This is a genomic window from Streptomyces sp. NPDC086023 (genome assembly GCF_044540325.1).
Lineage (GTDB): Bacteria > Actinomycetota > Actinomycetes > Streptomycetales > Streptomycetaceae > Streptomyces.
This window is the reverse complement of record NZ_JBITRX010000010.1, coordinates 210,606-232,465: the sequence shown is the minus strand read 5'-3', so window position 1 is coordinate 232,465 and position 21,860 is coordinate 210,606. Positions and strand designations below refer to the sequence as shown.

Here is a 21,860-nt window from a genome sequence, read left to right as displayed (position 1 = left end):
CCGGCCAAAGCCCCGAGTACGCCCAGTACGAGGGCCTTCGTCCGGCACGCCGAGAGCACGCACCGGACACCGCGGGCACCACACAGGACTTTCGCAACACCCCCTAGCCGGGGTGGCGGTCGGCCACGCGCATTTCGAACCAGGTGTTCTTGCCGCGGGGTAACAGGTCGGCGCCCCAGCGGTCGGAGAGCTTGTCGACCAGGAAGAGGCCGCGGCCGCTCTCGTCGAGTTCGTGCACCGGCATCAGGCACGGCAGGCCTCGCGAGGGGTCGCGGACCTCGATCCGGATCCAGCCGCGCCGCCGCAGCATCCGCAGGCCGAAGGAACGGGCCCCGGTGTGGCGGACGGCGTTGCCCACGAGTTCGGAGACCAGCAGCACCGCGTGCTCGGCCACCTGGGGCGAGAGCCCCCACTGGCGGACCACCACGCACTGGGTCAGCCGGCGGGCGGTCGACGCGGATTCCGCGCGGGACGGCAGTGTCACTTCCGCCTCGGTGGGATTGCCGTACAACTCCAGCGCCCGCAGACCCTGTTCGTCCTCCAGGGCCGCCGAAAGACGTACGGCGGAAGCGCTTTCGCGCTGCCGCGGCTGCTCCACACCCTCCAGGCCCGCCATGCACCCATCATGGAGGGCCGGACCCTTCCCGCGTGCCGTTCCCCGTGAAAAGACCCCCTCGGAACGACGCGTTCCGAGAGGGTCCCTGGCATGTGCCAAAGGCAAGCTTCACATCGGGAAACACGCCCCGACCTGCAATGACTCACCGTTCGGCGATCATCACCGTGAGTGGATCTCCACGAGTTCTTAAGGTTTCCTTAAGCCCTGGCTAATCCACCCTCAGGGGTGGCGCGGGGTGGCTCAGACGAACTTCGCCTTGCCGGGGCCCTCTTCGACGAAGCTGCGCATGCCGATCTCGCGGTCCTCGGTGGCGAACAGCGCGGAGAACCAGTTGCGTTCGATGGTCAGGCCGGTGTCGATGTCGGCCTCAAGACCGCCGTCCACCGACTCCTTGGCGGCACGCAGGGCGATGGCCGGACCCTGGGCCAGCTTCGCGGCCCAGGCGAACGCCTGCTCGTACACCTCGGCGGCCGGGACGACGCGGTCCACCAGGCCGAGGGCGAGCGCCTCGTCCGCCTTGACCATGCGGCCGGTGAAGATGAGGTCCTTGGCCTTGGACGGGCCGACGAGGCGGGCCAGGCGCTGGGTGCCGCCGGCGCCCGGGATCAGGCCGAGCAGGATCTCCGGCTGGCCGAGCTTGGCGTTGTCGGCGGCGATCCGGTAGTCGGCGCACAGGGTGAGCTCGCAGCCGCCGCCGAGCGCGTACCCGGTGATGGCCGCGACCACCGGCTTGGGGATCCGGGCCACGGCGGTGAAGGAGTCCTGCAGCGCGCGGGACCGGGCGACCATGGCCGCGTGGTCCATCGTCTGCATCTCCTTGATGTCCGCGCCGGCGGCGAACACCTTCTCGCCGCCGTAGAGCACGACGGCCCGGACGTCGGTCCGGGCCGTCGCCTCCTCGGCCAGCTCGCGCAGGGCGTCCTGCGTGGCGATGTCCAGCGCGTTCATCGGCGGGCGGTTCAGCAGGATGGTGCCGACGCCTTCGGAGACTTCGAGAGAGATGGTCATACGGGCAGGTTAGTGCCCGTTAACGGGGTGGGGGCAAGCGCCCGGGAGTGTCAGGAAACCCACTCCGACCACGGCATGTTCCAGCCGTTGAGGCCGTTCTCCGGGGCGATCTGCTTGTCCTCGGAGTTCTTCACGATCACCACGTCGCCGATGATCGAGTTGTCGAAGAACCAGGCCGCCGGGGCCTTCTCGTCCCAGGCGCCGCGCACGTCGCGCAGGCCCACGCAGCCGTGGCTGACGTTCTCGCTGCCGAAGGTGGACCCGGGGGCCCAGTAGTTGCCGTGCACGAAGGTGCCGGAGTTGGACAGCCGCATCGCGTGCGGGACGTCCTTGATGTCGTACTCGCCGCCGAAGCCCACGGTGGCGCCGTTCATCCGGGTCACCTTGTACTTCTCGCTGATCACCATCTGGCCGTTGTACGTGGTGGTGGACGGGGCGCCCGCGGTGATCGGGACGTTCTTCAGGACCTGGCCGTCGCGGACCACCGTCATGCGGTGGGACTTGGCGTCGACCGTCGAGACCTGGGAGCGGCCGATGGTGAACTTCACCGTGCGGGTCTGCTTGCCGTACACGCCCTTCCGGCCCTCGACGCCGTCGAGGTTGAGCTTGACGGTGACCTTGGTGCCCGCGGCCCAGTACTTCTCCGGGCGGAAGTCGAGCCGGTCGTTGCCGAACCAGTGGCCCTCGATCGGCACCGACGGCTCGGCGGTGACGGTGATGGCCTTCTCCACGGCCTCGGGGTTGGTGATGCCGCGGGTGAAGTTGATGGACACCGGCATGCCCACGCCGACGGTGGACCCGTCCTCGGGGGTGTAGTGGCCGACGAACGTGTTCTTCGGAGTGAGCGTCGTGAAGGTGATGTCCTTGGCGGACTCGCGGCCGGCGCTGTCCTTGGCGACCGCGTGCACCTTGTACTCGGTGGCGGCGCCCAGGTGGCGCTCGGGTTCCCAGCTCGCCCCGTCGGCGGCGAGCTTGCCCTCGACGGGGTTGCCCTTGGTGTCGGCCACGGTGACCGTGGTGAGCTTGCCGTTGGCCGCGGTGATCTTCAGGATGCCGCTGGTCGCGACCTCCTTGGCGCCGTCGGCCGGTGTGATGGTGACGACGGCCTGCGAGGCCTCCGTACCGCTCTTGCCGGCGCCGCCGCCCTTCGGGTCGTCACCGCCCTTGCCGCCCGCGGCTCCGCCGCTGCACGCCGAGGTGAGCAGCAGGGCCGCCCCCAGCACAAGGGCGGACAGTCCGGTGCGGGCACGGCCCCGCCGCGTGCGCGACTCCCCCGGTATCGGCTGCACGTTCACGCTGTTCTTCTCCCCAGGTCCCCTGTCCCCCGCGCGCGGACAGTCGCACGCTTGGCGCAAGGTAACCACACCGGAGGGTGACGATCGGACACGGCCGTGTCACCGTTCCGTCCCAACCGGTCGGGCGGGGAGGGGGCTCCGGGCGAGAACGGGGGCCCGGGTCAGTCCGCGGTGCCCGGTTTGGTGCCCCAGACGTAGATCCGGTCGCCGATGCCGAGCAGGTTCCACAGGGCCTTGGCGTCGGAGAGGAACAGGTTGACGCAGCCGGCGCTGCCGCCGCCGTCGTAGAGGTCGTCGAGCCGGCCGTGCAGCGCCTGACCGCCGTCGAAGAACTGGGCGTAGGGCATGGGGGCGTTGTCGTAGAGGCTGGACTTGTGGTCGATGTTGCGCCAGTACACCTCGTGCCAGCCGGAGCGGGTCTCCTGGGTGTCGCGTCCGGTGCGGATGGGCACGGGCGCGAAGACGACCTTCTTCCCGGTCTGCACCCACAGCAGCTGGCGGTCCATGTCGATGCAGGTGACGCGGTGCTCGCGGACCGGGCAGCGGCCCGCCGCGTTGGGGTCCTTGCGGGCCTTGAGGGCGGTCATGGTGCGGTAGGTGGCCAGGTCCGCGTAGCCGTCCGCGGGCTCAAGGCGCTGCTGCTGCTGGAAGGCCCTGATGGCCTCGCAGTCCGCCGGGCTCTGCCGGCCGTCGACGGTGCGGCCCAGGTAGGCCTCCATCGGCCGCTGGTACGGGCCGGTGCGCGCCGTGCAGGCGGCCGGGGCGGTGCCGGTGGCCGGGGCGGAACCGGTGGCCGGGTCCGCCAGGGCCGGGGCGGCCGGGATGAGGGTGAGTGCCGCGAGGGCCAGGGCCCCTGCCAGGGCTATCCGGGAAGTCAAGCCGTCCTCCTCGTCCCCCCTGCCGAACACGGAACGTGGTGTCCCGTCCAGTGTCGGCCGACCTCCGGCCGCGGCGCCGGGCGGGTGGTCCGAAGCGGTGACGGCCGAACCGGTGACGGTGTTCCGGCGGTTCAGCGGGCGGGGGTCCTGCGGGCGTCCTCGCCACCGCTCTCGATGGGTTCGGTGCGCGGGTGGGAGAAGTAGACCCGGACCAGAGTGGGCGGGGCGCTGCCGCTGCCGAGCCGCACCGGGCCCTTGACCGTCTGGTCGGGCAGTTCGTAGCCCTCGGAGATGTCGACGGAGCGGACGTAGTAGTCGCTCTTGGGGAGGCGGGTCCACTCGCAGATGCCGTTGTCGTCGGTGGCGCAGTCCGGCAGGACCTCCCGGTCCGGGCCCGGCTCGCGGGTCTGGAGGCCTGGCTTGCCGTTGGTCTCGACCCACAGCTCGAAGACGGAGCCGGGCACGCGGCTGCCGTTCTTGGCGTCGCTGGCGACCACGCGGACGGTGCCGGAGAAGGGGGCCTGGCCGACGGGCTGTCCGGCAGGCTGCCCCGCCGGCTGTCCTGCCGGCTGTCCTGCGGGCTGGACACCCGGTCGGCCGGCAGGCTGGGCCTCGGGCCCGCCGCCCGGTTGCCGGCCCGGGGACGGGACGGCGGCCGGGGCCACCGCCGGGGCGGGGCCGGCGGTGCCGGGCCCGTCCGGCACCGGGCAGGCCGCGAGCGCCGGGGGCGCGGCGGCCAGCAGGGCCCCGGCCGCGAGGCCGAGGGCCCGCAGCCGCGCCGTCCGTGCGGCGGCTGTCCTTCCGGGGACCGTCCTCGGGGTCATGGCTCTCCGTCCGTTGCCTGCGGCTCGTCCCGTCCTGGGTCAGGGTGGACGGGAGGCGGCGCGGGCGGCCGGACGACACTCCCCCGCTACGGCATTCCGGTCAGACAATCACTCTCAGGTGAGGGCCGATCCGGCGACCCAGTCCGCCCAGGACAGGTTCCAGCCTCCCAGGCCGTTGTCCGGGGCGACGGTCTTGTCCTTGGAGTTGACGACCTCGACCACGTCACCGATCAGGGTGCGGTCGAAGAACCAGCCGGCCGGGGTGTCGGAGCCGCCGCCCTTGTCGTCCCGCAGGCCCACGCAGCCGTGGCTCGTGTTCAGCGAGCCGAAGGTGTCCGGGGAGGCCCAGTAGTTGCCGTGCAGGAAGGTGCCGGACGTGGTCAGCCGCATGGCGTGCGGGACGTCGGGGATGTCGTACTCGCCGCCGAACCCGACGGTCTGCCCGTTCATCCGGGTCACGTCGAACATCTCCATCACGACCATCTTCCCGTTGTAGGTGGTCGTCTTGGGGGCTCCGGCGCTGATCGGGACGGTCGACAGCACCTCGCCGCCGCGCCGCACCACCATCGTGTGCGCGGCCGCGTCCACGGTGGAGATCTGGGAGCGGCCCACGGTGAAGCGGACGGTCTTGTTCTGGATGCCGTACGAGCCGGGCGCGCCCTCGACGTCCCGCAGCGCCATCTCCACGGTCACCTGCGTGCCGGGCTTCCAGTACTCGCGGGGCCGGAAGTCCAGCCGGTCGTCGCCGAACCAGTGCCCGGTCACCTCGACCGGCGGCTCGGAGGTGACGGTGATGGCGCGCTCGACCTCGGCCCGGTTCTCGATGGAGCGGCTGAAGTTGAAGGAGACGATCATCCCGGTGCCGACGGTGGAGCGGTTCTCGGGCTTGAAGTAGCCGATGAAGCGCTCCTCGGGCACGTAGGTGGTGAAGCTGGTGTGCCGGGCCTGGCGCCGGTTGTGGCCGTCGAGGGCCACGGCGTCCACGGTGTACTTGGCGGCCAGCGCGAGCCGTCCGGCCGAGGGGTCCGGGCTCCAGCTCAGCCCGTCCGCCGCGATGGCGCCGCGTACGGGCTCCTCCTGCGCGTCCTCCACCTTGGTGACCACCACCCGCTCCAGCCGTCCCTCGGGCACGGTGACGGTCAGCGGACCGTCGGCCGGCACCCCCTTGGCCCCGTCCGCCGGGGTGACCCGGATGGCCTCGTGCGGCGCCAGGGCCTTGCCCGGCAGCTCGACCTCGACGCCCCCGGCCCCCGTGGCACCCGAACACCCGGCCAGTACGGCCACCAACCCCGCCCAGGCCACCACGGCGGCCAAGCCCGCCCCTGCCCGCCTCTTCGCATCTCTCACGACCGTCCCAACGACCGCGGCCCTCCGGGGGAAACGTGAGTGCGGGGCGAGTTGCGGGCATGACTGGGAGAAGGACCAGACGGGGGCGGGACGCGGCCGGGACGCCGCGTCCCCTCCGCGGGTACCCAGAGCCGCGGGAGGCCGGAGAGTGTCGAGCGCAGCGGAGCGGGAGGCGGCATCGGCGGCGCGGGGCGGACAGTCCTCGCCCGTGCCGCGGGTGAACGGAGCGGTACGGGAGGAGGTGCGGGACGGCCGCCGCGACGACGGACGGCCCGAGGAACGGCGGCCCGGGGAGCGGCGGCGTGCGGAGCCGGGGCCCCGGCGCGCGGCGCCCGCCGTGCCGGGGCCCGCGGTGTGGCCGGGGGCCCCGACCCCGCTGGGGGCGCGGTACCGGGTGGGCCCGGACGGGGTGGCGGGCACCAACTTCGCGCTGTGGGCGGGGGGCGGCGCGGAGGCGGTGGAGCTGTGCCTCTTCGACGAGCAGGGCGGTGTGGTCACCGAGACGCGCTGCGCGCTGCCCGAGCTGACGCACGAGATCTGGCACGGCTTCGTGCCGGGCGTGCGGCCGGGCCAGCGGTACGGCTTCCGGGTGCACGGGCGCTGGGACCCGTGGACCGGGGCCCGGTTCAATCCGGCGAAGCTGCTGCTCGATCCGTACGCCCGTGCGGTGGACGGCGACTTCTCACTGCCGCCCGAGGTGTACGGACACGTCCGCGACTGGCCCCAGCAGTACATCGCCGACACCGTACGCGACGACCGGGACTCGGCCCCGTACGTCCCGAAGGGCGTGGTGGTCCATGACGACGACGACTGGTCGGACGACGTGCGGCCCAAGACGCCGTGGGCCGATTCGGTCATCTACGAGCTGCACGTACGCGGCTTCACCATGCGGCACCCGGAGATCCCGCCCGAGCTGCGCGGCACGTACGCCGGGCTGGCGCACCCCGCGGCCGTGGCCCATCTGACGCGGCTGGGGGTGACGGCGGTGGAGCTGCTGCCGGTGCACCAGTTCGCGCACGAGGACCACCTGCTGCGCCGGGGCCTGCGCAACTACTGGGGCTACAACTCGATCGGCTACTTCGCCCCGCACGCGGGCTACTCGGCCTCCGGGACGGCCGGGCAGCAGGTGGGCGAGTTCAAGCGGATGGTGCGGGCGCTGCACGCGGCCGGCATCGAGGTGATCCTCGACGTGGTCTACAACCACACGGCGGAGGCCGGGGAACTGGGCCCCACCCTCTCGCTGCGCGGCATCGACAACCGCGGCTACTACCGGCTCCAGTCCGACCAGCGCCGCTACGCCGACTACACCGGCTGCGGGAACACCCTGCACGCGGGCCGTCCGCACGTGCTGCGGCTGATCACCGACTCCCTGCGGTACTGGGTGACCGAGATGGGGGTGGACGGCTTCCGCTTCGACCTGGCGGCGGCCCTCGCCCGGTCCATGCACGACGTGGACATGCTCTCGCCGTTCCTCGCGGTGATCGCCCAGGACCCGGTGCTGCGCCGGGTGAAGCTGATCGCGGAGCCCTGGGACGTGGGTTCGGGCGGCTACCAGGTGGGGGCCTTCCCGCCGCTGTGGACCGAGTGGAACGACCGGTACCGCGACGCGGTGCGCGACTTCTGGCGGGGCGCGCTGCCCGACGTGCGGGACCTCGGGTACCGGCTGTCCGGCTCCAGCGACCTGTACGCGTGGGGCGGCCGCCGCCCGTACGCGTCGGTCAACTTCGTCACCGCCCACGACGGCTTCACCCTGCGCGACCTGGTGAGCTACGAGCACAAGCACAACGAGGCGAACGGCGAGGACAACCGGGACGGCACGCACGACAACCGGTCCTGGAACTCCGGCGCGGAAGGCGAGACGGACGACGCTCGGATCGCCGCGCTGCGCCGCCGCCGGCTGCGCGCCCTGGTCACCACCCTCCTGCTGTCGACGGGCGTGCCGATGCTGACGGCGGGCGACGAGATGGGCCGTACCCAGGGCGGCAACAACAACGCGTACTGCCAGGACAACGCGGTGAGCTGGGTGGACTGGTCGCTGCTGGAGGACCCGGGCTGGCGGGAGCTGTGCGCGCTGACCGCCCGGCTCACCGGGCTGCGCCGGGCCCACCCGGTGCTGCGGCGGCGGGCCTTCTTCTCCGGGCGGCCGCAGGAGGCGGACGGGCTGCGGGACCTGGCCTGGTTCACGCCCGCGGGTACGGAGATGACGGAGCGGGACTGGTACGCGCCGGCGGCGGCGGTGGGCCTGTTCCTGTCCGGCCGGGACATCCCCGGACGGGACGCGCGGGGCCGGAAGGTGACGGACGACAGCTTCCTCGCCCTGCTGCACTCGGGTGACCGGCCGCTGTCCTGGACCCTGCCCGGGCCGCCCTGGGCCTCGGGGTACGAACTGGTGGTGGACACCTCGCGGGAGGACCAGGCGGAGGCCCCGGGCGACCGCCACCGGGGCGGTGCGGCGGTGACGGTTCCGGCGCGGTCGGTGCTGCTGTGGCGGGTGACCGGGTGAGGCCCGATATTCGCTGTCCCCTGTCAGGAGCGAACCGTAGGCTCGCCCCTGATGTCTGCCCTCGATGCCTCCCCAGCAGCCCCGTCCGACGCCCCGGCCGGGGCCGGTTCCCCTGACCCGACGCCGCCCGAGCGGTCGGCGGTCCGCACGCTGCTGCGCCTGTGGCCGTACGTGCGACCGGTCAGGGCGCGCTGGCTGCTGGCCGTGTTCATCGCGATCGTCGCCTCGTGTGTCGGGCTCGTCATCCCGCTCGTCCTCAAGTGGCTGGTCGACGGCCCGGTCGCGGCGGGCGACACCCGCGGGGTGTGGCTCGGCGCGCTGGCCGTGCTGGCGCTCGGGGTCGTCGAGGCGCTGCTGTTCGGCCTCCGGCGCTGGCTGGTGGCCCGGCCGCTGTCGCGCGTCGAGGCCGACATGCGGGCGGACCTGTACGCGCACCTCCAGCGGGTGCCGGTGGCGTTCCACGACCGGTGGGCGTCGGGGCAGCTGCTGTCGCGCGGGACCACGGACCTGATGCTGCTGCGGCTCTTCCTCGCCTTCCCGCTGACCTTCCTCGTCGTCAACGGGGTCACCGTGGCGGTGGGCTGCGCGATCCTGCTGGCGCAGGAGTGGACCCTGGGGCTGGTGCTGCTGACGCCGGTGGTGCCTCTGGTGCTGCTGTGCGGGATGTTCGAGGCGAGGTACTCGCTGGTGGCCCGCCGCTCCCAGGACCAGGTGGGCGACCTGACGACGGTGGTGGAGGAGAGCGTCCTCGGCATCCGGATCGTCAAGGGCTTCGGCCGGCACCGCAGCCAGGCGCGGGCCTTCCGCGAGCTGTCCGGGCAACTGCGCGGCACGGAACTGGCCAAGGCCCGGCTGCTGGCGAACATCTCCGGGGTCATCACGACCCTGCCCGAGCTGGCGATCGGCGCGGCCCTGGTGATCGGCACGGTCCGGGTCGCCGACGGGGACCTGACGGCCGGCACGCTGGTGGCCTTCCTCTCCACGGCGCTGGCGCTGCGCTGGCCGGTGGAGTCCATCGGCTACCTGCTCGCCATGAGCCAGGAGGCCGCGACCGCCACCGAGCGGTTCTTCGAGGCGATGGACGCGGAGCGCGAGGACGACACCGCGGGCCGGGACGAGGAGCCGACGGGCCGGGACGGGCGGGGCGAGGACGGCCTGGCCGGGAACGGCCCCCGCGGCGACGGGCTGCGCTTCGAGGGCGTCAGCTTCCGCTACCCGGATGCGGAGCCCGGCTCGCTGCCCGTGCTGGACGGCATCGACCTGCACATCCGGCCGGGCGAGACGATGGCGCTGGTCGGCGCCACGGGCAGCGGCAAGACCACGCTGACCGCGCTCGTACCGCGGCTGCACGAGGTGGACTCCGGGCGGATCACGCTGGACGGCGAGGACATCACCGCGATGCCACGCGAGCGGCTGCGGTCGCTGGTGTCGGTGGCCTTCGAGGAGCCCACCCTGTTCTCGGCGAGCGTCGCGGAGAACGTCCTGATGGGCGGGCCCGAGCTGACCCGCGCCCTGGAGACCGCACAGGCCGGCTTCGTCCACGAACTGCCGGAGGGGGCGCAGACGCAGGTCGGCGAGCAGGGCCTGAGCCTGTCCGGCGGCCAGCGGCAGCGGCTCGCGCTGGCCCGGGCGGTGGCCGGCAGCCCGCGCTTCCTGGTGCTGGACGACCCGTTGTCCGCGCTGGACGTGCACACCGAGGCACTGGTCGAGGCCGCGCTGCGGCAGGTGCTGGCGGACACGACCGCGCTGGTGGTGGCGCACCGCCCGTCGACGGTGCTGCTGGCCGACCGGGTGGCGCTGCTGTCCGGCGGCCGGGTCACCGCCGTGGGCACGCACCAGGAACTGCTGCGCGACAACGCCGAGTACGCCTGGCTGATGTCGGGTACGGGGCCCTTCGGGGCAGAGGGGGACGAACGATGACGGCGGTGCCGGAGGGCGACGCCTTCGACCGGGACGAGCTGGACGCGCCGCCGGGCGCGACGCGGGCGCTGCTGCGGGACCTGGTGGCCGCGCGGCGCGGGACGGTGGCGCTGGCCGGGCTGCTGCTGGTGCTCCAGCAGGCCGCGCGGCAGGCCGGGCCGCTGCTGGTCGCGTACGCGATCGACCGCGGGGTTCCCGCGGTGCGGGCCGGCGACCACGGTCCGCTGCTCGCGGTCGCCTCGGGCTACCTGGTGTGCGCGCTGGGCGCGGGGGCCTTCGAGTACGGCTTCATCCGCACCGCGGCCCGGGTCAACCAGGACGTGCTGCTCGACCTGCGGGGCCGGATCTTCCGCCACGCGCAGGCGCTGAGCGTCGACTTCCACGAGCGCTACACCTCGGGGCGGCTGATCTCCCGGTCCACCACGGACGTGGAGTCGCTGCGGGAGCTGCTCAGCGAGGGGCTCCAGGAACTTCTGTCGATGCTGCTGTCCTTCGTGTTCATCGGGTCGATGCTGCTCTGGCTGGACCTGGGGCTCGGCGCGGTCGCGGTGGCCAGCTTCGGACCGCTCGCCTTCTTCGTGCGCCGCTACCGGCGGCGCTCGCAGGTCATCTACTCGGCCCGGTCCACGGCCACCGCCTCGGTGATCGTGAAGTTCGCCGAGACGCTCAACGGCATCCGCCCGGTGCGGGTGTTCCGGCGCGAGCGGGCGAACGAGGAGGAGTTCCGTACGCTCAACCGCGACCTGGAGGTGCGGAACGGCGACGCGCTGGTGGAGATGGCCCGCTACGTGGTCCGTTCCCGGCTGACCGCCAACACCGCGGTGGCGGCGATCGTGCTGTGGGGCGGGTACCGGGTGGCGACCGGCTCGCTCGACCTGGGCGTGCTGGCGGCCTGCGTGCTGTACCTGCGGAGGCTGTACGAGCCGATCGACCAGCTCGCGATGTTCCTGAGCGCGTACCAGTCGGCCTACGCCTCGCTGGAGAAGATCGCCGGGCTGCTGGCGCAGGTGCCGTCGGTGCCCGAGCCGGCCGCGCCGCGGGAGCTGCCGGCACGGGACGGTGCCCGCCCGGGCCGCGAGGTGGTCTTCGACGGGGTGAGCTTCGGCTACCGCACGGGCGGCGAGGTGCTGCCGCGGTTCGGGCTGCGTCTGGCGGCCGGCAGCACGGTCGCCGTGGTCGGGTCGACGGGGGCGGGGAAGTCGACGCTGGCCAAGCTGCTGGCGCGGTTCTACGACCCTTCCGAGGGCCGGGTGCTGCTGGACGGCACGGACCTGAGGGAACTGTCCACCGCCGAACTGCGGCGCGGCGTGGTGATGGTGACGCAGGAGGCGTTCCTGTTCTCCGGGAGCGTCGCGGAGAACATCGCCATCGGCCGGCCGGACGCCACCCGGGCGGAGATCGAGCAGGCCGCGAAGGCGATCGGCGCCCACGACTTCATCAGCGCGCTGCCCGACGGGTACGACACCGACGTGCGCAAGCGGGGCGGCCGGATCTCGGCCGGGCAGCGGCAGCTCGTGGCGTTCGCGCGGGCGCTGCTCGCCGACCCGGCGGTGCTGATCCTCGACGAGGCGACCAGCTCGCTCGACGTGCCGGGCGAGCGGGCCGTCCAGCGGGCGATGCGCACCGTCCTGGAGGGCCGGACGGCCGTGGTCATCGCGCACCGGCTGTCGACGGTCGAGATCGCGGACCGGGTCCTGGTCATGGACGCGGGCCGGATCGTCGAGGACGGGACGCCCGCCGAACTGATCGCGGGCGCCGGCCGGTTCGCCGACCTGCACCGCGCCTGGCGCGACAGCCTGGTCTGACGAGGTGCCCGGCCGGGTGGGAGCCCTGGCCGGGCGGCCGTGTCCTTCGGATCGGGCCGGATCAGCGGGCCCGGCCTGATCCGAAGGACATGGCCGAGGTCTGCCGTCGTGGACCCCCGTGCCACGACGGTGGCGACGTCCGCCGGGGATCCCGCCCCGAGCCGGGATGCCCGTGTTTGACTTCCGCTCCCCTCCCTAAAGGGAGAGGATTCCTACCACGGTCGGCTGACCGTCTCGGTGGGTTCCTGTTTCATCGCGCTGTGCCGGGACGAGTCCCGGTCTTACCCGCGCTCCGCAGGCTGACACGGCCAGTCCGGCCGCCTTCGCGACGTTGACCGCCGCGTTGATGTCCCGATCGAGGACGGCCCCGCACGCCCCGCACTCCCATACGCGGATCCGGAGGGGCTTGGGGCCGTCCTTGACGCCGCACTGTGAGCACACCTGGGACGTGGGCTCGAAGCGTCCGATGCGTATAAAGGTGCGCCCGTACCGGGCGGCCTTGTACTCCAGCATCGTGGTGAACGCCGACCATCCGGCGTCGTGCACGGACTTGGCCATGCGTGTACGGGCGAGCCCCTTGACCGCCAGATCCTCAACGGCAACCGCTTGGTTCTCGCGGATGATCTTCGTGGAGAGCTGGTGGTGGAACTCGCGCCGCGCATCGGCAGTCCGTGCGTGGGCGCGTGCGACCTTCACGCGGGCCTTGGCCCGGTTGTTGCTGCCCTTGGCCTTCCGGCTCAGGGCCTGCTGCGCCTTCTTGAGCTTCCTCTCGGCCCGGCGCAGGAAGCGCGGGCTGTCGACCTTCGTGCCGTCCGAGAGGACCGCGAAGTGCGACAGACCCAGGTCGATGCCGACTTGACCGGTCGTCTCGGGAAGCGTCTCCGGGCCGGTCTCGACCACGAACGAGCAGAAGTACCGCCCAGCCGCGTCTTTGATCACGGTCACCGACGAAGGATCCGACGGCAGCGTACGGGACCACTTCACCCGCACCGCGCCGACCTTCGGCAGGTGCAGGTCACGACCGGGGGTGATCTTCCACCGGTCGGATCGGGTGTAGCGCACGGCCTGCCGGTTGTCCCGCTTCGACTTGAACCGGGGCGCACCCATGCGCGGACGCTTCCCCTTGAGCCCGTCGAAGAAGTTCTTGTAGGCGGCGTCCAGGTCTCGAAGGGATTGCTGGAGGACTCCGACCGGCGCGTTCGAAAGCCACTCCCGTTCGGGCGTCTTCTTCGCCTCGGTGATCAACATCTTGGACAGATCACCGGATCTCGGAAACGGTGAACCTGCGGAACGGGCGTCCTCACGCGCCCGTAGCGCATCGTTGTAGACCACCCGCGCACACCCGAACGCGCGTGCCAGCGCCGCCCGCTGAGGCCCGTTCGGGTACAGGCGGAATGAGTACCTGAGCTGCATGAGAACACCCCCCTTCAGCCGAGGGGGTCAACATAGTGAAGGCCACTGACAACCCAGCGAACTCCGCCGCTCCGCGCCTCCGCCCCGAGGACGCATTCCCTACCGGCCCAAAGCCGGTGCTCCACCCGCTGGGCGGGGACCTCTACGAGATCCAGTGGCACCACCCGGACTACGGCAAGGGCTGCCTGCGGGCGCTGACCGAGGCGGACGGCGCGGGCGGCACCGGGCTGCTGGAGCCGATGGACGACTGCTCGCGGGGCAGCCGCTTCCACGTCGAGCCGTCGGGGCCGCGCGGGGACGGGGTGTACGTGTTCCGCGTCGACGGCCAGGGCTGCGTCGGTATCAGGGGGTCGGGCCGGGAGGCCGGGACCGAGGCCGTGATGGAGCGCTGCACGGGCAAGGGCGGCCAGTTGTTCACCATCGAGGCGGTCAGCTGACCGCACCGCGTGCGGGCGGGGCGGGGCGGGCCGTGGCGACGGCAACGGCAACGGCAACGGCGACGGCAACGGCAACGGCAACGGACGGGGGGAGCCGGCCGCCCTGCGGCAGCGGCCGGGTTCAGCCGTTCTCGACGCGCAGCAGCATCCGCTTGAGCAGGGCCGACACGGCGGCCTGTTCGTCGGCGCCGAGGGGCTCGACCATCGCGTCCTCGGCCACGCCCCGCAGCCGCATCGCCTCGTCCCAGCGGGCGTGCCCCTCCACGGTCAGTTCCACGTCCACCCGGCGCCGGTCCTCCGTGCCGCGCAGCCGGCGGACCAGCCCGGCCTTCTCCAGGGTGTCCAGCCGCCCGCTCATCCCGGCCGGGGAGAGCAGGAGTTCGGCGGCGAGTTCGGAGGGCGTGGCCCGCCAGGGGGCGCCGCGGGAGGCGAGGCGGTGCAGGGTCTCGTACTCGAAGAGCTGGAGCCCGACCTCGGCGAGGGCGCGCTCCTTGGCCTGGTTCACGTGCTTGGCGAGCATCTGGATGCGGGTGACGATCTCCTCGACGCGCTCGTCGAAGGGCGCCTTGCCGCGCCAGCGGGCGATGTGCCGGTCGACCGAGTCCTCGCCCTGCGGCTCCTCTTCCATGCGGCCCATTATCGGGGCGGGGGTCCCGGCCTCGTCCGGCAGCCTTTATTTCGTTGACGAATGATTCGCTGCCGAAATAACTTCCGTGTCATGACCACGATGACCCCGCGCACCTGGCGGCTGCTCACGGGCCGCACCTTCGCCTCCTTCGCCACCGCGCTGATCCCCACCACCCTCACCCTGGCGGTGGTCCGCACCGGCTCGGCCGGCGACCTCGGTCTGGTGCTGGCCTGCGAGCTGCTGCCGATGCTGCTCCTGCTGCCCGTCGCGGGCGTGGCGGCCGACCGGTTCCCGGCCCAGCGGGTGGTGCTCGCCGCCGACCTGGTGCGGGCCGCCGCCCAGTTCGCCACCGGCGCGCTGCTGCTGGCCGGGCCCGTCCGGGTGGCCGAACTGGCCGCGCTGGCCGCGGTGACCGGAGCCGCCGTGGCCTTCGGCACGCCCTCCACCCACACGCTGGTGGTGGCCGTGGTGACCGAGCCCGAGCGGCTGCTGCGGGTCAACGCCCGGCTCGGGGTGGCCACCGGGCTGGCCCAGATCGCCGGTCCCGCCTCGGCGGGCGCCCTGATGCTCGCCGTCGGGCCGGGCTGGTCCTCCCTGCTGACCGGCGCCCTGTTCACCCTCTCCGCGCTCACCCTCGGGGGGCTGCGCACCGCGCGTGCCGCGCGCCCTGCCGTACGTACCGGCTTCGTCGCGGAGTTGCGCGAGGGATGGGCCGAGACCCGGCGGCACCCGTGGTTCCTGGCCAATGTGCTGGCCCACGGGGTCTGGCACCTGGCGGCCGGGCTGCTGCTCACCCTGGGCCCGCTGATCGCGGTGGAGTCCCTGGGCGGCGCGGCCTCCTGGGTGATCGTCGCCCAGGTCGGCACCGTGGGCATGCTCGCCGGCGTGTGGGCCGCCGGGCGGCTCCCGGTCCGCAACCCGCTGGCCTCGGTGGCCGTGGGCGCCGCGGTGTACGCGCTGCCGCTCGTCGCCCTGGCGCTGCGGCTGCCCGTGCCGGTCACCGCGACCGCCTACTGCCTGGGGATGTTCGGGCTCGGCGTGCTCAGCCCGCTGTGGGAGACCGAGATGCAGCGCCGGATACCGGGCGAGGCCCTGGGCCGGGTGGGCTCCTTCGACGCCCTGATCTCCTTCGCCTCGCGGCCGTTGGGGCTCGCCGTGGCCGCGCCGCTGGCCGCCGTGACGGGGACCGCCGCGCCGCTGCTGGTCGCCGCCGTCCTCGTGGCCGCCGCCAACCTGTCCGTCCTGCTGCTTCCGGACGTTCGTGAACATCCCGTGAAGGAAAGCGGACTCGTCCTGCGATGATGTGCGCCGAAGCGGGCGGTTCGGACCCGCGTTCTACCGAGGAGATCGGGTGCGATGGGCAGAGTCGGGACCGCGCTGCACGAACTGCGCGGAGCGCAGAAGTCCGCGAAGGGAGTGTCGCTCTACTCCCGGTTCGTGAACCGGCCGGCCGGGCGCTACCTGGCCGCGGGCTCGTACGCGCTGGGGCTCACCCCGAACCAGGTGACGCTGGTGAGTGCCGCGTTCAGCTTCGCGGCGGTGGCCGCGGTCGCACTGAGCGCGCCCTCGTGGGGGCTGGGCGTCGCGGTCTGGGCGGCGCTGGCGGTGGGCTTCGCCTTCGACTCGGCCGACGGGCAGCTCGCCCGGCTGCGCGGCAGCGGGAGCGCCGCGGGCGAGTGGCTGGACCACGTGGTGGACTGCGCCAAGCTCACCGCGCTGCACACCTGCGTGCTGATCGCCTTCTACCGCTTCCCCGGGGCGTACGGCATATCCGGGGACGGCGGCGAGGCCTGGCTGCTGGTCCCGCTGGGCTTCCAGTTCGCCGCGATCGTCACCTTCTTCGGCGGCCTGCTGACCGAGAAGCTCAAGCCGAAGCCCGCCCCGGGCAGCGCTGCGGCTGCGCCGTCCACGCTGCGCGCGGTCGCGCTGCTGCCGGTGGACTACGGGGTGTTCTGCCTGGTGTTCCTGCTGCTCGGCGGCGGCGGGCTGTTCCGCTGGGCGTACGCGGCGCTCGGCGCGGTGGCCGCACTGTTCCTGGTCACGTTCCTCGCCAAGTGGTTCCGGGAGCTGAGCGCCGTCAAGCGCTGAGCCGGGGCCGGGAGCGGGCCACCGCCCGGTGGTCTGCCGGGCGGCGGGCGGCCTGCGGAACGGCGGACCGGCCCGCGCCCGGACCGGCTGTCCGGTCCGCCCGCTCCGGCGCCGGTCAGCGCAGTTCGGCGGTGAGCGACGGCTCGGCCGCGAGCGGCTGCGAGAGCGCGTCCAGGGCGCGGCGCAGCTGCGTGCTGGACGTGTGCACGGTGTACGGGAAGTAGACGACGTCCACGCCGACGGTCGCGAAGTCGGCCTCCAGCTTGTCGCCCTTGGGCGTGCCCCGCCAGTCGTCGCCCTTGAAGATCACGTCGAAGCGGACCTGCTTCCAGGTCTCCAGCTTGTCCGGAACCGTCTCCACGAAGGCCGCGTCCACGTACTTGACGCTGCGCACGATCTCCAGACGCTCCACCAGCGGGATCATCGGGCGGCGGCCCTTGGCCAGCTCGGCCATCTCGTCCGAGACCACTCCTGCGACGAGGTAGTCACACTGACTGCGCGCGTGGCGGAGGATGTTGAGATGTCCGATGTGGAACAGATCGTAGGCGCCCGGGGCATAGCCGACCCGGTACGGCTTGCGCACGGACGAACCGGCTTCGGACATGTCTCGCTCCGTCATCGATAACCCCCCAGAAGCCGCACTCCCCAGTGCGGCGGATTATCAGACGATAGCGTGCACGTTCCGCACCGTGCGGGTGAACGATTAGGGTGGCGGCCGCGCCACCCAGGGGGGAAGGGGACCTTCAGTGTCCATATCCGGCCGCAGAACACTGCTTCTGGTGTCCACGAACTACGCACCCGAACACGCCGGAATCGGCCCATACGCCACGCAGATCGCGGAGCACTGGGCCGGTCTCGGCCATGACACCCACGTGTTCGCGGGCATGCCGCACTACCCCTCGTGGTCGCTCGACCCGCAGTACAAGGGGGCGTTCCGGCGCACCGAGAAGCGCGCGGGCGTCACCGTGCACCGGCGCAGGCACACCGTCCCGGGCCGTCAGACCGCCGTCAAGCGGGCCGCTTTCGAGGGCTCGATCCTGGTGCACGGCGCCGTGGCCCCGCCGCGGATGCCCAAGCCGCACGCGGTCCTCGCGCAGATGCCCAGCCTGGCCGGCGGCGTGCTGGCCGCCCGGCTCGCCGCGCGCTGGAAGGTCCCGTACGTCCCGGTGGTCCAGGACCTGATGGGCGCGGCCGCCGCGCAGAGCGGGATCAGCGGCGGCGACAAGGCCGCGGCGCTGGCCGCCAGGGCGGAGGCGTACGCGCTGAAGCGGGCCACCCTGGTCGGCGTCATCCACGAGACCTTCGTGGACAAGGTCGTCGCGATGGGCGTGGACCCGAAGCGGATCCGACTCGTCCCGAACTGGTCGCACGTCGAGGTCCCTTCGGCGCCGCGCGGCGAGACCCGCCGCCACATGGGCTGGGCACCGAACCAGACGGTCGTGCTGCACTCCGGCAACATGGGCCTCAAGCAGGGCCTCGAAGTCCTGGTGGGGGCGGCCCGGCTGGACCCGCGGGTCCGCTTCGTGCTGATGGGTGACGGAAGTCAGCGTTCCGCTTTGGCCGAACTGTCCGCTGATGTACCCAACCTGGACATCATCCCCCCTGCCGAGGACGGAAAGTTCCCGGATATCCTCGCCGCGGCGGACGTACTCGCTGTCACGCAGCACGCGGCCGTCCTGGACATGAGCGTGCCGTCCAAGCTGACCTCCTACTTCGCGGCCGGGCGACCGGTCGTCGCGTCGGTCGCGGCCGAAGGCGGCACCGCCCAGGAGGTTCAGCGCTCGGGCGCCGGTGTGCTGGTGGCACCGGAGGACCCGCGCGCCCTGCTCAAGGCCGTGCACGCACTGGCCGACGACCCGGTCACGGCCGACGAGCTCGGCGCCGCGGGCCCGCGCCACGTGGCCGCGAACCTCAGCCGCGAGGCGGGCCTGGCCCGGATCGACGCACTGATAGACGAAGCACTTGGGGGACCCCTGCCGTGACGGAGACGAACCGGCCCGCCGCGGCCGTGACCGCGGGCGAGGACGAACCGGACCTTCTGAGGGACCAGTTCCGGCAGCTGACCCGCTACCGGCGGATCCTGCTCGGGGGCATCGGCGTCGGCCTGGTCGGCGGCGCGTGGCTGGGGATCACCTCCGCCGACACGTACGTGGCCAGCTCCGACGTGGTGCTGCGGGCGCCCGCGCTGAACCCGTTCGACGCGAACGGCTCCTCCCCGGACAAGCTGATCAACATCGGCTCGGAGCGGCAGGCCGCCCTCGGCAACGAGGTCGCCAAGAACGCCGCCAAGGACCTCGGTGTGGCCGACGACGAGCTGGGCGCCCTGCGCCGCGGCCTGCAGGTCACCAACCCGCCGCAGACCCTCGTGCTGCGCTTCACGTACACCGCGAGCTCGCCGCAGGAGGCCGCCAAGCGCGCCAACGCGATGACCGAGGCGTACCTGAAGAACCGCCAGGCCGCGTACGAGGCCCAGCGGGACAACATGGTCAAGGCGAAGAAGAAGCAGGTCGCGCCCATCGCCGAGCGCATCGAGGACCTGAACAAGGAGATCAGCCGGACGCCCGACGGCCCCGGCCGGGACACGCTCTACACCCAGAAGGCCGAGGCGGCCAGCACCAAGGGCAGCATCGACGGCGACATCCAGAAGCTCGGCTCTCTGGACATGTCCCCGGGCCGGATCACCAACACCGCCACGCCGCCCAAGGCCCCGGACGGCCCCGGACTGATCATGTCGCTGCTGATCGGCGGCGCCGTCGGCCTGGCCATCGGTCTCCTCGCGGCCTGGGTGCGGCTGGTCTTCGACCCCGCGCCCCGCTCCGACGGCGACGTGGCCCGCGCCCTGCGCGCTCCCGTCCTCGGCAACCTGCCGCGCGACCGCACCGGCGGCGGACCGCTGCTCGCGGCCGGCGAGGCGGACCCGAGGCTCGCCGAGGAGTACCGCTCGGTGGCCTTCCGGCTCGCGTACGACGCCCGGTTCGCGGACCGGCGACGGCTGCTGGTGGTCGCCCCGCGCGGCTCCAGCGAGACGGCGGCCGCGGTCGCCGTGAACCTCGCCGCCTCCTTCGCGGAGACCGGCAAGGACGTGCTGATGATCGAGGCCGACCTGCGCACCCCGGTGCTGGCCAGCCAGCTGCGCACCGACACCGGTGCCCGGCCGCGCTGGAGCAGCCAGATGTCCGGGGCCGCCGAGACCGAGTGGCCCGACGGCCGCCAGCTCGTCGTGGACGCCGGCGAGTCCGGCTCCTTCGACCTGATCCCCGGCGAGAGCGTGCGCAACGTCGCCCGCGCCCTGACCTCGCAGCGGGCCTCCCGCCTGATCTCCGAGGCCGACTCCCCCAACTCGACCGTGGTCGTGCTGGCACCGCCCGTCCTGTCGTACGCCGACGCGCTCGCGCTCGTCGACCGCGTGGACGGCGTCCTGGTGGTCTGCGCCCCGCGCGCGGTGCACCGTACGGACCTGGTCCGCATCCGCGAGCTGATCAGCGGCGCGGGCGGCACGGTGCTGGGCGCGGTGCTGCACAGCGCGCTGCCGGCCGACAAGAAGGGCGGCCGGAAGGGCGGCAAGGACGCCGGCCGGCGCCCCGAGCCGGCTCCGGCCCCCGCGCCGCCGCGGCGGCAGCACGTGCCGCCGCCGTCCGCCGCGGACCGCGAGCGGGAGCAGGTCCGGGACGCGGAGCGGGTGCCGGACCCGACCCAGCACATCCCCGGCGACGGCAGTGACACGGTCGCCCTGCGCATGGTCCGCCCGGGCGAGCGGTGACGGCCGCCCCCGGCGCGATACCGGGGCCGCGGACGGACGGGCCGGCGGGCGGGGCGCCCCGTGAGCCCCGCCGGCTGGTCGCGGTGGCCTCGTCCGTACTGGACCAGGCCGCGTCCAGTCTGACCAACATCCTGGTCCTGGTGCTGGCCGCGCGGCTGTCGTCCGCCGACGGCTTCGCCGCGTTCTCGATGGTCTACGTGGCCTTCAGCGTGCTGCTCGGGCTCAACATGGCGTACGTCGGCCAGACCGTGGTGCTGGAGCGCGGCGCCGGGACCGGTGCGGTGTGCCGGTCCGCGGTGGCGTTCACCGCCCTCGGCTCGGTGGCCGCCGGCGCGCTGACGGCGTCGGCCGGGCTGCTCGTGTCCGGGCCGGCCGGCGGGGCGTTCCTCGCCCTGGGCGCCGTACTCCCGCTGGTGCTGAGCCAGGACGGGCTGCGGTACTGCTTCTCCGCCCTGCGGCAGCCGCACCGGGCGCTGGCCGCCGACTCCGTACGGCTGCTGTGCGTGCTCGGCGCGCTGGCCGTACAGCCCCCGGGGGCCTCGCCGGTCCGGCTGGTGCTGGTGTGGGGCCTGTCGGCGCTGCCGGCGCTGGCGCTCGGGCTGTGGCTGCTGCGGCCGTTCACGGCCGGCACGCGGGCGGACGTACGCCCCTACCTGCGGCGGGGTCACCTGGGGCGCCGCTTCGTGGTCGAGTTCGCCGTGGGCAACGGCTCCAGCCAGCTCGCCGTCTTCGGGCTCGGCGTGCTGGCCACCCCGCTGGCGGTGGGTGCGCTGCGCGGTGCGACCACCCTCTTCGGGCCGCTGAACGTGCTGTTCAACTCCGCGAACGCCTTCGGGCCGCCGCTGCTGGGCCGGTTCCGCGGCAAGCGCGCGGTGATACGCGCCACGCTCGGCCTCGGCGGGGTGCTGGCGCTGGTGGGCGCGGGGTGGGGCGCGGCCCTGTACGCGCTGCCGGACCGCCTGGGCCGCGAACTGCTGGGCGCCACCTGGGACACGGCGGCCGCGCTGCTGCCGGCCACCGGGGCGCAGTACGCGGTGATGGGGCTCGGCACGTGTGCGCTGCTGACGCTGCGGGTGCTGAGCCCCAAGGCCACGCTGTCGGTGCAGGTCGTCTTCTCGCTGCTGTCCGTGGGCTTCCTGCTGGGCGGCTACGCGGTGTGGGGGGTTGCCGGGGCGGCGTGGGGGCTGGCGCTGGGCTCCGCCCTCAAGGCGGTGGCCGCCTGGTGGCGCGTCTCCCGGGTGACGCCGGTTGCCGATGCCGGTTCCGGGCCGTCCGGTGCCGGTGAGGCTCCCGGGCACCCTGCCCCGACCCCGGCCCAGGGCTGACCCGTCCCGGGGC

Annotated in this window: 18 protein-coding genes; 9 read left to right on the top strand and 9 right to left on the bottom strand. The window is 73.1% G+C overall.

Annotation, left to right across the window (positions count from 1 at the left end; translation table 11 throughout):
* Positions 1-103: 103 nt before the first annotated feature.
* The 6 genes from ACIF6F_RS21400 to ACIF6F_RS21375 all read right to left on the bottom strand — a co-directional run bounded on the left by ACIF6F_RS21400 (position 104) and on the right by ACIF6F_RS21375 (position 5,935).
* Positions 104-616, bottom strand: coding sequence for an ATP-binding protein (locus tag ACIF6F_RS21400; RefSeq protein ID WP_399948793.1), 513 nt, complete (start codon positions 614-616; stop codon positions 104-106).
* A gap of 240 nt (positions 617-856) precedes the next feature.
* Positions 857-1,624: an enoyl-CoA hydratase/isomerase family protein gene (locus ACIF6F_RS21395; protein WP_399948791.1), complete on the bottom strand. Its 768-nt coding sequence runs from the start codon at positions 1,622-1,624 to the stop codon at positions 857-859.
* A 50-nt stretch (positions 1,625-1,674) separates the two neighbouring features.
* A complete protein-coding gene (locus ACIF6F_RS21390) occupies positions 1,675-2,919 on the bottom strand; it encodes an Ig-like domain-containing protein (RefSeq protein ID WP_399948789.1) in 1,245 nt (414 codons plus the stop codon).
* A 161-nt stretch (positions 2,920-3,080) separates the two neighbouring features.
* The gene (locus tag ACIF6F_RS21385; RefSeq protein ID WP_399948787.1) at positions 3,081-3,797 is read right to left on the bottom strand and encodes a L,D-transpeptidase family protein; all 717 of its coding nucleotides are present in this window, start codon (positions 3,795-3,797) and stop codon (positions 3,081-3,083) included.
* A 131-nt stretch (positions 3,798-3,928) separates the two neighbouring features.
* A complete protein-coding gene (locus ACIF6F_RS21380) occupies positions 3,929-4,621 on the bottom strand; it encodes a SpaA isopeptide-forming pilin-related protein (RefSeq protein ID WP_399948785.1) in 693 nt (230 codons plus the stop codon).
* 114 nt (positions 4,622-4,735) lie between these two features.
* Positions 4,736-5,935 carry an Ig-like domain-containing protein gene (locus ACIF6F_RS21375; RefSeq protein ID WP_399948783.1) on the bottom strand — a complete coding sequence of 400 codons (1,200 nt, stop codon included), beginning with the start codon at positions 5,933-5,935 and terminating at the stop codon, positions 4,736-4,738.
* A 181-nt stretch (positions 5,936-6,116) separates the two neighbouring features.
* Here ACIF6F_RS21375 and glgX point away from each other — a divergent pair, with 181 nt between their 5' ends.
* From glgX to ACIF6F_RS21360, 3 genes are read left to right on the top strand one after another with little or no spacing between them, the layout of a single operon-like run.
* Positions 6,117-8,471 carry a glycogen debranching protein GlgX gene (glgX, locus tag ACIF6F_RS21370; protein WP_399948780.1) on the top strand — a complete coding sequence of 785 codons (2,355 nt, stop codon included), beginning with the start codon at positions 6,117-6,119 and terminating at the stop codon, positions 8,469-8,471.
* A gap of 51 nt (positions 8,472-8,522) precedes the next feature.
* Positions 8,523-10,391, top strand: a complete 1,869-nt coding sequence (locus tag ACIF6F_RS21365) for an ABC transporter ATP-binding protein (RefSeq protein WP_399948778.1) — start codon at positions 8,523-8,525, stop codon at positions 10,389-10,391.
* The gene (locus ACIF6F_RS21360; protein WP_399948776.1) at positions 10,388-12,196 is read left to right on the top strand and encodes an ABC transporter ATP-binding protein; all 1,809 of its coding nucleotides are present in this window, start codon (positions 10,388-10,390) and stop codon (positions 12,194-12,196) included. Before ACIF6F_RS21365 ends, ACIF6F_RS21360 begins: the two co-directional genes overlap by 4 nt.
* A 195-nt stretch (positions 12,197-12,391) precedes the next feature.
* Here ACIF6F_RS21360 and ACIF6F_RS21355 read toward each other — a convergent pair whose 3' ends face one another.
* Positions 12,392-13,609, bottom strand: a complete 1,218-nt coding sequence (locus ACIF6F_RS21355; RefSeq protein ID WP_399948774.1) for an RNA-guided endonuclease InsQ/TnpB family protein — start codon at positions 13,607-13,609, stop codon at positions 12,392-12,394.
* Positions 13,610-13,725: 116 nt separating this feature from the next.
* Between ACIF6F_RS21355 and ACIF6F_RS21350 the strand changes: the two genes are divergently transcribed.
* Positions 13,726-14,046, top strand: a complete 321-nt coding sequence (locus ACIF6F_RS21350; protein WP_399948772.1) for an RICIN domain-containing protein — start codon at positions 13,726-13,728, stop codon at positions 14,044-14,046.
* Between the two features lie 121 nt (positions 14,047-14,167).
* Here the strand turns inward: ACIF6F_RS21350 and ACIF6F_RS21345 are convergent, their stop codons facing one another.
* Positions 14,168-14,674, bottom strand: coding sequence for a MarR family winged helix-turn-helix transcriptional regulator (locus tag ACIF6F_RS21345; protein WP_399948770.1), 507 nt, complete (start codon positions 14,672-14,674; stop codon positions 14,168-14,170).
* Between the two features lie 90 nt (positions 14,675-14,764).
* Between ACIF6F_RS21345 and ACIF6F_RS21340 the strand changes: the two genes are divergently transcribed.
* Both ACIF6F_RS21340 and ACIF6F_RS21335 read left to right on the top strand, forming a co-directional pair.
* A complete protein-coding gene (locus ACIF6F_RS21340) occupies positions 14,765-15,976 on the top strand; it encodes an MFS transporter (RefSeq protein WP_399948768.1) in 1,212 nt (403 codons plus the stop codon).
* A 54-nt stretch (positions 15,977-16,030) separates the two neighbouring features.
* Entirely contained in the window at positions 16,031-16,762 is a 732-nt protein-coding gene (locus ACIF6F_RS21335) for a CDP-alcohol phosphatidyltransferase family protein (protein ID WP_399948766.1), read from the top strand.
* A gap of 115 nt (positions 16,763-16,877) precedes the next feature.
* Here the strand turns inward: ACIF6F_RS21335 and ACIF6F_RS21330 are convergent, their stop codons facing one another.
* Complete coding sequence (locus tag ACIF6F_RS21330; RefSeq protein ID WP_399948764.1) at positions 16,878-17,366, bottom strand: adenylyltransferase/cytidyltransferase family protein; 489 nt, start codon at positions 17,364-17,366, stop codon at positions 16,878-16,880.
* 172 nt (positions 17,367-17,538) lie between these two features.
* On the opposite strand from ACIF6F_RS21330, the gene ACIF6F_RS21325 reads away from it, so the two are divergent.
* From ACIF6F_RS21325 to ACIF6F_RS21315, 3 genes are all read left to right on the top strand, one after another.
* Complete coding sequence (locus ACIF6F_RS21325) at positions 17,539-18,744, top strand: glycosyltransferase family 4 protein (protein WP_399948991.1); 1,206 nt, start codon at positions 17,539-17,541, stop codon at positions 18,742-18,744.
* On the top strand, positions 18,741-20,522 hold the full coding sequence (locus tag ACIF6F_RS21320) for a lipopolysaccharide biosynthesis protein (protein WP_399948762.1): 1,782 nt from the start codon (positions 18,741-18,743) through the stop codon (positions 20,520-20,522). Before ACIF6F_RS21325 ends, ACIF6F_RS21320 begins: the two co-directional genes overlap by 4 nt.
* An 83-nt stretch (positions 20,523-20,605) precedes the next feature.
* Positions 20,606-21,847, top strand: a complete 1,242-nt coding sequence (locus ACIF6F_RS21315; protein WP_399948760.1) for a hypothetical protein — start codon at positions 20,606-20,608, stop codon at positions 21,845-21,847.
* Positions 21,848-21,860 lie beyond the last annotated feature (13 nt).

Excerpts from the sequence above, each read along its gene's own strand:
- ACIF6F_RS21400 (WP_399948793.1), bottom strand. The coding sequence starts at position 616 with ATGGCGGGCCTGGAGGGTGTGGAGCAGCCGCGGCAGCGCGAAAGCGCT.
- ACIF6F_RS21395 (WP_399948791.1), bottom strand. The coding sequence starts at position 1,624 with ATGACCATCTCTCTCGAAGTCTCCGAAGGCGTCGGCACCATCCTGCTG.
- ACIF6F_RS21380 (WP_399948785.1), bottom strand. The coding sequence starts at position 4,621 with ATGACCCCGAGGACGGTCCCCGGAAGGACAGCCGCCGCACGGACGGCG.
- ACIF6F_RS21365 (WP_399948778.1), top strand. The coding sequence starts at position 8,523 with ATGTCTGCCCTCGATGCCTCCCCAGCAGCCCCGTCCGACGCCCCGGCC.
- ACIF6F_RS21360 (WP_399948776.1), top strand. The coding sequence starts at position 10,388 with ATGACGGCGGTGCCGGAGGGCGACGCCTTCGACCGGGACGAGCTGGAC.
- ACIF6F_RS21355 (WP_399948774.1), bottom strand. The coding sequence starts at position 13,609 with ATGCAGCTCAGGTACTCATTCCGCCTGTACCCGAACGGGCCTCAGCGG.
- ACIF6F_RS21345 (WP_399948770.1), bottom strand. The coding sequence starts at position 14,674 with ATGGAAGAGGAGCCGCAGGGCGAGGACTCGGTCGACCGGCACATCGCC.
- ACIF6F_RS21340 (WP_399948768.1), top strand. The coding sequence starts at position 14,765 with ATGACCACGATGACCCCGCGCACCTGGCGGCTGCTCACGGGCCGCACC.
- ACIF6F_RS21335 (WP_399948766.1), top strand. The coding sequence starts at position 16,031 with ATGGGCAGAGTCGGGACCGCGCTGCACGAACTGCGCGGAGCGCAGAAG.
- ACIF6F_RS21330 (WP_399948764.1), bottom strand. The coding sequence starts at position 17,366 with ATGTCCGAAGCCGGTTCGTCCGTGCGCAAGCCGTACCGGGTCGGCTAT.